Annotated in this window: 9 protein-coding genes and 2 pseudogenes (1 of these 11 running past the window's edge); 4 read left to right on the forward strand and 7 right to left on the reverse strand. The window is 38.9% G+C overall.

Annotated features, from left to right (window positions below):
• The first annotated feature begins 348 nt into the window (after positions 1-348).
• From FHG67_RS11240 to FHG67_RS11255, 4 genes and pseudogenes are all read left to right on the forward strand, one after another.
• The gene (locus tag FHG67_RS11240; RefSeq protein ID WP_036075260.1) at positions 349-1476 is read left to right on the forward strand and encodes a PepSY-associated TM helix domain-containing protein; all 1128 of its coding nucleotides are present in this window, start codon (positions 349-351) and stop codon (positions 1474-1476) included.
• A 246-nt stretch (positions 1477-1722) separates the two neighbouring features.
• On the forward strand, positions 1723-2010 hold the full coding sequence (gene tnpA / locus FHG67_RS11245) for an IS66 family insertion sequence element accessory protein TnpA (RefSeq protein WP_036086969.1): 288 nt from the start codon (positions 1723-1725) through the stop codon (positions 2008-2010).
• Positions 2001-2345, forward strand: a complete 345-nt coding sequence (gene tnpB, locus FHG67_RS11250; RefSeq protein WP_142499792.1) for an IS66 family insertion sequence element accessory protein TnpB — start codon at positions 2001-2003, stop codon at positions 2343-2345. Before tnpA ends, tnpB begins: the two co-directional genes overlap by 10 nt.
• A 42-nt stretch (positions 2346-2387) precedes the next feature.
• Positions 2388-3305 (forward strand): annotated as a pseudogene (locus FHG67_RS11255) (transposase); the annotation flags it as partial.
• A gap of 18 nt (positions 3306-3323) precedes the next feature.
• Here FHG67_RS11255 and FHG67_RS11260 read toward each other — a convergent pair.
• From FHG67_RS11260 to FHG67_RS11290, 7 genes and pseudogenes are all read right to left on the reverse strand, one after another.
• Positions 3324-3680 (reverse strand): annotated as a pseudogene (locus FHG67_RS11260) (transposase); the annotation flags it as partial.
• Positions 3681-3768: 88 nt separating this feature from the next.
• Positions 3769-4185, reverse strand: coding sequence for a type II toxin-antitoxin system VapC family toxin (locus FHG67_RS11265; protein WP_016761240.1), 417 nt, complete (start codon positions 4183-4185; stop codon positions 3769-3771).
• Positions 4163-4423 carry a ribbon-helix-helix protein, CopG family gene (locus FHG67_RS11270; protein ID WP_004496206.1) on the reverse strand — a complete coding sequence of 87 codons (261 nt, stop codon included), beginning with the start codon at positions 4421-4423 and terminating at the stop codon, positions 4163-4165. Before FHG67_RS11270 ends, FHG67_RS11265 begins: the two co-directional genes overlap by 23 nt.
• A 239-nt stretch (positions 4424-4662) precedes the next feature.
• Positions 4663-5334, reverse strand: coding sequence for a hypothetical protein (locus FHG67_RS11275; RefSeq protein ID WP_036075255.1), 672 nt, complete (start codon positions 5332-5334; stop codon positions 4663-4665).
• Positions 5335-5800: 466 nt separating this feature from the next.
• Complete coding sequence (locus tag FHG67_RS11280; protein ID WP_004501352.1) at positions 5801-9043, reverse strand: efflux RND transporter permease subunit; 3243 nt, start codon at positions 9041-9043, stop codon at positions 5801-5803.
• Between the two features lie 12 nt (positions 9044-9055).
• The gene (def, locus tag FHG67_RS11285; RefSeq protein ID WP_026054368.1) at positions 9056-9592 is read right to left on the reverse strand and encodes a peptide deformylase; all 537 of its coding nucleotides are present in this window, start codon (positions 9590-9592) and stop codon (positions 9056-9058) included.
• Positions 9593-9654: 62 nt separating this feature from the next.
• Positions 9655-10000, reverse strand: the 3' portion of a protein-coding gene (locus FHG67_RS11290) for a hypothetical protein (RefSeq protein ID WP_004496125.1). Its footprint extends 302 nt past the window's final position; only the last 346 of its 648 coding nucleotides appear in the window; the start codon falls outside the window, past its right edge; it ends in the stop codon at positions 9655-9657.

The raw sequence follows: 10000 nt of genomic DNA on the forward strand, positions 1-10000 counted from the left end.
TAGAGTAACATTGAGTTCAATTCCGAAGGAATTGAAGTGAAAAGACTCAATGAAAAACGCTTTTTACAAAAGCGTTTCAGGTAGCGAGCTGTCTTGACTATGAGATTCGCCAGGACTTTTTTACACCGAATTCGCGTTCATTACTCATCTCTACATAATAGAGTGTCTAAAATTCTGCGTCTAAACGCGGAATTTGTGCTCAATTAACGGTACTCTATTTATAGGATCGGTAAGAAGCTATAACTTTCTCAAAGTTTGTATTTAATTCTTAGAAACATCTGGGTTTGACATAAAAATTTGCTCATTTTAAAGCCCTTTGATTTTAAGTCCACTGAGTAAAAATCGAGCATGAATCGAAAGAAACTATATAGTCTGCATTCTATATTAGGAATTTGTAGTGGATTGTTCTTAGTGGCGATCGGTTTAAGCGGTTCTCTTTTGGTCTTTGGACATGAAATTGATCAGCTATTGCATCCGAATCGATGGTATGTTGCAGACGGAACCGAACGGCTGAGCATAGATACGCTTCGAGAAAAATTAAATCAAGCTCTTCCTTCCCATGCTTTAGCCGGTTGGTTACTTTCCGAAAAACGAAATCAACCGGATCAAGTTTGGCTTCATTTTTTAGATTCTGATCAAAAGAAGGAATTTGTAATTTTATTAAATCCTTATACTGGAAAAATTTTAGGAAAACTTTCCGAAGATCTTTCTGGTTCTTTTTACGGCTGGGTATTAAATCTACATTATACTTTGTTTATGGGTAGTTTCGGGTACTTTTTGACGGGAATTTTTGGAGTTATATTTGTTTTTCAAGGAATCAGTGGGATAATTCTCTATCGGAGTATTTGGCAAAATTTATTCCGGCTCAGAAAGGGCCAATCGCTTAGGACATATTTTTCGGATTTTCATAAATTAGTCGGAGTGTTTACTCTAATCTTTAATTTGGTTTTGGGTTTTACGGGGGCTTGGTGGAGTGCGCGATCCACCGCCGGATTTTTTGCTCGCGGGTTTTCAGAGGAAAAAAAAATCGGAAGCTTTTTTAACCGATCCATTTCAATGAATGCTTTATTACGAGATGCTATCGATCAAATTCCTGACTTTCGTCTGGGGTTTATTTCTTTTCCTCATCATCATGAAAAAGATCCGATTCAATTTTATGGCACTGAGAAAGAGCACAATCCGTTTCGAAGTCGGTTTGGTTCCTATTTTATCTTTGATTCGGAATCGGGAAAGATATTAAAGATCTTTCATCTTTCGAATGAAAATCTATTTTATAAAATTGTGGATTCGTTTCGTCCTATTCATTTCGGAACATTCGGGGGAATGTTCACAAAAATTCTTTGGATGATTTTGGGATTTGCCCCCGGAGTTTTATATCTTTCCGGAATAGGAGTTTTTATCTCAAAACGGAACTCAAGAAATCGAAGAAAAAACGAAAAGTATAGAACCATCTCAAAAATATCTGAAAACGATTGAAATCGGCATTTTACTACTCGAACGCAAGAATAGAATACTATGACAAACTTATTTCGAAAATTAGAATATTCCTTTAAAAAGTCGGGTTTTCCCGATTTGACTTAATTTTTGAGAACCGCCGCACTTTTGCAAAACCGACCGCTTATTTTCGAGTATCATTTTCACGCGTCCGAGTAGTAAATACAAAGCAAGCGCCTAATGAACCGCATCTTTCACTATCGTAAAAAATCTGCTAAACTTCTTTTGATGAAAAAAACGACTATCGACTGGCCAAAAGAGTTTGAGGCATTTTCCAAAAGCGGGCTATCCCAACGAGAGTATTGTAAAGAAAGGCGACTCAAATACACAACGTTCCGCTATCATTGGGAGAGGCGATTTAAAAGACCGGATGGCGATGGCTTTGTAGAAATTCCGTCCTCAGTGGTGAAAGGCGACCTAACATGCGGACCTGAATTTTTAATCTTTAAAATAGATTCATCAGGCAAGGCACATCTCGCAATCAATCTTCAACTTGGTTTAAAGCAATGGAGCTAAACCCTGGTAACAGAAAAGTGTATTTGCGACCTGGAGTCACGGATTTAAGAAAGTCGAATACACTTGCGATGATCGTAGAAGGTAAAATGAAGAAAGATCCGTATGAAGAAAGCCTATTTTTATTCTGCAATCGCAAGAAAGACAAATTAAAAATGCTCTACTGGGACAGGAGTGGATTTTGTCTTTGGCAGAAGAGATTGGAGGAAAGTAAATTTCCTTGGCCGAATACGGAGGAAGAAGTTCAAAAGATTCCTGTGGAAAGATTAGATTGGCTATTGAACGGAATCGATTTCTTTAAAGAGCACAAGAAATTAAAATACAAAAAAGTAAGCTGAAAGGATTGACTCATATCGGAATCATACGAAAAGTGAGACACCATGTCTTTCGATATGAACTCACTTCCGGATGATGTAGAAGAGCTAAAAAGAATCATTATATTCGAGAAGAATAAAATACTGGAATACCAGGAACAACTACAGCTTCAAAGACAGAAGGAAGTCGAATACCGGGAAGAATTACGACTCCAAAAGTTAAAAGAAACCGAACATCTTGAACAAATCGAGAGATTGAAGATCCAGTTATTCGGCAGAAAGACGGAGAAATGGAGTCAGATCGAGAAAGACCAAGGGCTTCTATTTAACGAAATAGAAAGTTCCTTGCGGGAAGATTCTCCCGAACCGGAAGAAACAAGTCTTTTCACACCTGTCAAAAGCCACACGAGAAAGAAGACTGGAAGAAAACCGTTCCCTGAATATCTTCCTCGAATTACAATGTTACACGACATTCCCGAATCTGAGAAAATTTGTTCTTGCGGACACGAACTGACTCGCATTGGAGAAGAGAAATCCGAAAAGTTAGATATCATTCCCGCAAAAGTTCAAGTCGAAGTTCATATTCGTCCCAAGTATGCTTGCAAACATTGCGAAGGAACTTCGGATGAATCTCTTCCGGTTGTCAGGATTGCTCCGGTTCCTGCTCAGATCGCTGAGAAGAGTATGCTTTCTTCCGGATTCTTAGCTTACACACTCACTCAGAAATTTGCGGATGCTCTTCCGTTTTACAGACAAGTTGGAATTCTCCAAAGATCGGGAGTAGATATATCAAGAAGCACTCTTTCCAATACTGTGATTCAAGTTTTTGAAAAAATTTCTCCGATGATTGAGGATGTGAGAAAGGAACTTTTCAAATCGAAGTATTTACAAATTGATGAGACGATTCTTCAAGTGTTAAACGAAGAAGAAAAACCTAATACATCCAAATCGTATATGTGGGTGATTCGAGGGTTTATTACTGATCCCTATAAAAAATGGTACCTAAATACCAGCTTGTCTCCAATAACTATCGAAACTGATTGTATTTGATTTCAATATTCCTAAGGTAGATTTAGTTCTTTGAATCAATTGGCTAAGATTCTCCGGACAAAAATTAGCCATATAGTTTTTCTTCCAACGACACCAGATATATTCTTGCGGATTTAACTCCGGAGCATAAGGAGGCAAAAATTCCACTCGAAGTCTTTTCTCATTCTCTTTTAAAAATTCATTCATTGCTTTGCTTTTATGGGCAGATGGATTATCCCAAACTATTAAAATCTTTTTGCGATTTTCCTTTAGAAGTATCTTTAAAAAATAAATAAGATCCCGGCTTTTAACAGAGCCTCTTATGATCTGAATTCTGTCGTTCCCTTATGGATAACGGCGCAGTGGAAATCTTGTTCCCGAACGGAGCGAGAAGACGAAGTTAGGCGCTGGGTCGCGTTTATACTTTTAACAAGTTTTGTAAAAATTTCCCTTTCAATGTTTTATAAATAGAAAAATCAGAATCAATACTAATAATTCGTTCAATCCCTTCTCTTTCTGCAATACACATTAAGGATGCATCAGCTAAATCCATAGGTAAGTCGGAATATTTTCTCATTCGGGTTTTTATATATCGAAGGTCTTCTAATTGTATATCTAGGATTTGGATACTTCCTCGTTCAATCCATTCCAAAAAGTCAGATTGAGCTTCTACGGAAAATGCAAGCAAGTAAACAACTTCAGTAACTACTGGCCACGATGAAAATAGTGAGCCTTTATAAGACTTAATAAATTTATAAGTAGATTTATGAAATTTATCGTTAGTATTAAATAAAGCAATGATCGGACCGGAATCAATTAAAGCTACGTTTTGCATTCTTACCTTTAACTGATTGATGAAGATATTTCTTTCGATTTTGAGCTAAATCGGAAACGTCAGAAGCATGCTTCCCAAATAAATCCTTTCCTAATTCAAATGGAGTTTTCATTTTCCCATGATTTTTAATGTATTCCAAGATAGAATCTTTAACTATTTCTGAACGACTTTTGCCTTCAGATTTGGCAAAGGAATCTAATTTTCTTTCTAATTCTGGTGGCAAACGCAAACTTATCATAGTTGATTTGTATCACAGATTAGTATTACAGTCAAGGAACTTATTTTAACCAAAAATACTTTTATCTCAAGGCAATTTGCGACCTTGCGCCTAACGATATAGGCTTCCCGACGTTCGCGGTTCTGAAGCACGCCTAAGCGTGCGAAAGTGAATGTACGGAGCGAGGGGACGAAGGTCCGCAATTGCTCTAGTCTTTTTTAAGACTGTAAATTTATTAATTGTTTATTATTTTTGAATAATTAGAAGTCTGCTTCATAACCGTGACCGTTTTTACCATAAAATATTAACCATTTTGACAAAGAATAAATAATATGTAACTTCAACTCAATGGAATTTTCGTCCGAGTCGGGTGGATTTCTTTGATCTTTAAGAAATTGTAGTTTTTTTTCAACTGCAATTAAATTAGCAACTTGCATCATTCTATTACCATAATCTAAAGTCTCTTCGGCAAGTTTTGTAGTCCAAGCTTCATTGACTAAATCGTTACCAATAAGATCTGTACAGTCTCTTAAAAACTCTCCTCGAAATACATTTTCATCTTGTTGCACAGAAGAATAAACTGGAATGCCATCAAGTTCTTTTGCTAAACGTATAACGTATTGCCCTTCGTATTTTCGGAAGAAATCTTCTTTTAAAAATTCCTTTCCACTAAGTTCATAAACCGCATTTAACCACTCGTTTGCTTCATTGTCTTTTCCAATTACGGGAGCTTTTATTGTTTCATAAGAGGAAATTTGAATTCCAAACCATTCTTTTAATAAGTCCTCTCTAGATTTTTCTTTTTTTCCTCTCATTTTTTCGCATAATGTAAGCTTTTGCTTTTCAATGCCTTGAATTATTCTGAAGAGTTGATTAAACCGTTTTTTATATCCAGGCTTAGGCTTTCCCATTGGCCTCATATCAAGTCCCATATTAACTACTAACTTTCTCCTTGAGCGTCATTCTTTTCGTTTTTCTATTTTTAAAAGCAATTGTTTATGCGGACTTTCGCCTAACTATTAATCTCTGAATGTCGCATAAATACCTACTCATCTTTACATAATAGAGTGTCTAAAATTCTGCGTCTAAACGCGGGATTTATACTCAAATTAATGCTACTCTATTTTATAGGGATCAGTAGAAAGCCGTTTCACTGAGTTTAGGAAGTAACATTGAGTTCAATTCCGAAGGAATTGAAGCATTATGTTGCGACCGTAGGCAGCAACACTTTAGTTAAACAACTACCTGAAACGCTTTCGTAAAAAGCGTTTCAGGTAGTTGTTGCACTTTAGTTTCTTATTCGCCCAATTTTTCCTACGCCGAACTCACGTTAAGGTAATAAACTCCCACGAAATTAAAGATCTATAATAAAATGTGGGACCTCCTACAGAAAAACGGTCATCTGCTGAATTTTGAAGACAAACGATTCATTCTTAACTGAGCATTGTGGATCGTTTTGTATAAAACTGGAACCGCAACCAAGGTCAAAAAGGAAGAAAAAGCAAGTCCCCATCCAAAGGCAAGAGCCATTGGAACAAGAAATGGATCTCGTCCTCCGATACCATAAGCCGTAGGAAGCAATCCTAGAACCGTTGTCACCGTTGTTAAAACTACAGGTCTGAGTCGTAGCAATCCCGTTTCAATCAGAATCGAATCTATGTCTTCTCCCGGTTTTTCCAACTTTAACTGATTGGCAAAATCTACGAGAACTATGGAATCGTTGACTACAACTCCCGCGAGTCCCACAATTCCTAAAAAGGCAAGAAATCCGAAATATTCTCCATGAAGAATAAACGCTAAAATTACACCAATCAAGGAAAACGGAATGGAACTCACTACGATTACAGGTTGAATCACCGAACGGAATAGGGAAGCGAGAATCATGAAAATGATAATGAACGCAATTAGAAAGGCTCTCCCTAAACTTGTAAGCGATTCTTCCGTATCCTTATTTTCTCCGCCGAAACGCATTCGATAACCGGGATACTTATCGATGATTCCTTTGGAAAGTCTCGCAATTTCCGCGTTAGCCCTTCTCGTATCGGTTTTACTTTCGTCCAAGTTAGCCGTAACAGTGAGAAGACGCTTGCCGTCCAAATGATTGATGTTTGCCAAACCGGGCTCTCGAACATAAGTAATCAGTCTGGATACCGGAATGAGTTTTCCTAATTGATTGCTTACAAAGATATTGTTAAGAGATCCGATGGATTTCCTCACTTCTTCCGGAAAACGAACCTTAACTTCTATTTCTTCGTCGGCTCGTTTAATCTTTGTAGCTACGGTTCCTTGGAATGCAGTATTGATCGCCTGCGCTACTTTGAATACGGAAACTCCCGCGGTCGAAGCGAGGGATTCGTTTACCTTGATTCTAATTTCGTCCTTACCTTCGTTAAAATCGTCACCGATATCCGTAATGCCCGGAACCTTAGCCATCACGGCTTTGTATTCTTCTCCGATGGCGATCAGATTGTCATAATCGTCTCCGCGAATTTCGATCGCCACCGGTTTTCCAACGGGAGGGCCTCCGGAGATTTTTTCAAAATCCAAAGCGGAAAGTTGTCCTTTAAAACGCGAAAATTCGGAAGGGAATGTGTTTAGATTGAAAGGTTTGTATTCTTCCTTTTTCTTTTCTGCTTCTTTTTTACGAGTTTCCTCAAGGACTTTCACGGATTTTTCGTTCAGGAGCCAGATCGTTTTCTCCCTGACTTCCGAGATGATCGTGTCGGTTGTTCTTTTTCTATTTTCTTCAGGCGCTAGATATACGAGAACTTGACCGTAATGTTTTCCTCGTTTAGTGAAAGGATCGTTCGGATCTTTTTGAATGATTCCCACTCTAGTTACGTAATTTTCAATTTCTACTTTGGAAATTTTTGCAAGCTCCGTTTCTAAAACGTGGGTGAATCGTTCCATTTCCTGAAGAGACATCCCCGTTTGGCCCGTAAGTTTAATCTGAAATACGTCCACGGAGCCGGGAAAAAGTTTAAACTTTCCAAAAACCGCGAAAAGCGCAAAACTTCCCACAAGCATTGCGGACAGATAAATAAAAATCTGAAGCCTATGCTTAAGAGCAAACTTCAAAAGAGGAAGGTAATAGTTGACCTTGAGTTTATAGAACCATCCGCTTTCTTCCTTGATTTCGCCCGAATGAAATTTATGCTTATTGATATCGTATAAGTGGGAAGGAAGAATAAAAAACGCTTCCGAAAGAGATGCGAGTAACGCGATGATTACGACTAGCGGGATGCTGTAAATGAACTTCCCAAAAATTCCCGTCATAAAAAGCATAGGCGCGAAGGCCGCCACGGTGGTCGTTACGGTAGCCGTAACAGGATCGATTACTTCGCTGGTTCCTTTTAACGCGGCTTCGTAGACGGGCATTCCTTCTTCCATATAACGATACACGTTTTCACAGATGATGATCGCGTCGTCGACGAGGATCCCCACAACGATAATCAAACCGAACATGGAAATCAGATTTAGGGTAAGGCCCAGGTAATTCATAACGATGAATGTGGCCCCGAAAGAAACCGGAATTCCGAGAGCGGTCATCAGAGCGACTCTCCATCCTAAAAATAAGAACAAGGAAGCCGTTACTAGAATAAGTCCTCCGACTGCGTTGGAAAGTAGCACTCCCAGTCTTCTTCGAATATATTTGGAAAGATCGTTTACGAACGCATACTCGAATTCTTCTTTGGAATTTTTCTTAAATTCTTCGATAACTTTTTTAGCTTCGTCTACGACTAGAATTGCGTCGGCCTTTTCCCGCTTTATGACGGTTAAGGCGATCGTTTTTTTCCCGTTGACCTTATCCAAATATTCGGCTTCTTTCAAACCTTCGGCGACTTTTGCCACATTGTCGATTCGGATCGAATTCCCGACTTCGTTGGATCGAATGTGAACTTCCTCAATTTCTTGGGGAGAATCGAATTCTCCGATGGTTCTTAGGATGATTTCTTTCTGGTTTCCGGCGATATTGCCGCCGGGAAAATTAATATTACGATTTTTTAATGCGAAAATGATATCCTGACTCGTGAGATATTTGGAAAACATCGCCATGGGATCGATGTCCACCTGCATTTCGGTATCTCTCCAGCCTCGTTTGGAAATTCTAGCGACGCCCGGAATATCTTCCAAAGCCTGTTCTACTACTTTCGCTTGAGCTTTGAGACGTTTTTCGGCCTCGATACTCGAATCGTTCGATTTCAGACTGATATCGATTTCGATGACGGGTTGTCTAGACGTTGTGATTTCCGCAACGAGAGGATCTTCCGCTTCTTCGGGAAGGTCTTCCACTCGATCGATTGCGGACTTTATGTCATCTACGACTTTCTGAGTGTCAGTGGAATCTGGATCCAAAGTAATCACGATACCGGAACGATTTTCGATCGAAGCGGATCTGAATTCTTTGATTCCATCCACTTCTTTGATCGCCTCTTCCAAAGGTTTTGTGACAAGTTTTTCGATCTCTGTGGGAGAAGCGCCTGGAAATACGGTTACGACACTTACGATATCGAAGTTGATATTCGGAAACGCTTCTCGATTCATTTTTACGGCGGTGAACCCTCCGATCAGAATGATTAAAAAGGTAAGTAGGTTTACAAAGATACTTTTGGAGAGAAAATATTCGACTAGGAATTTCATATATTTTGTTTTTTAATCTAGAAAGCTTCCTCCGGAATCAATAGTGTCATTGAAACCGAATAGCTTTGTGTCTTTTAAACGATCCACGTATAGGATTCCCGAAAGGTGATCGCATTCGTGTTGATAGACGACCGCTTTGTAACCGTCTATCGTCTCATCAAATTGGTTTCCTCTTTCGTCCATCCATTGCATTCTAATTTTGTTCGGCCGTTCCACGTAACCTCGCATTCCAGGTACAGAAAGGCAACCTTCCCAAAAACCGGAAGTGTCTTTTGTAAGAGAAGTGATGACCGGATTTAAAATGACTCGTTCGGGAACGTCCGGAGTGCCCGGATAACGTTCATTGTCTTCGGAACCTACGACCACAATCTGCTTCAAGATTCCGATTTGAGGAGCCGCTAGTCCCACACCTTCCGCGTGACGCATCGTATCGAACATATCGCGGATGAGTTTTTTGAATTCTTTTGTTTGAAGTTCATTTTCCGTGACGGGTTTTGAAACTTGACGGAGAATCGGGTCCCCCATCCTTAAAATTTTTCTGACTGACATACTTAAAAACCAGGTTCTATCTTAAATTTTGACTTTTTTTGGACACAAGAAATCGGGATCTTCTAAAGAATTTTCACGATCAAATTTTTCAAAAGGGTTTGTGCCGATTTGAAATCCGATGTCTCGATTCTGAAAATCGGAAACCTTTCGATCCTATTTCCGAAGGTTTTGATTTGTTTCGCAATCTTTTCAGAATTTTTTGTAAAAACGATTGTGGGCAATCGGTTGGAATTCGCAAAACCGTATTGAAGATTTTTTTCTAAGGATTCGTAAAAAGAATGAAGTTCCTTCGAAAATAAAAACCAGGGATTCCAGGGAAAGCGTTCTAAAATCCATTCCGCATTTTTTGAAAACCGGAGAAAATTCTCTTCGTTTCGAAAAAGAGGGGGATCGAGAATGTAAGCCGCT

Origin of the sequence: Leptospira weilii, assembly GCF_006874765.1 — a bacterium.
In the GTDB taxonomy this organism is placed as follows: domain Bacteria; phylum Spirochaetota; class Leptospiria; order Leptospirales; family Leptospiraceae; genus Leptospira; species Leptospira weilii.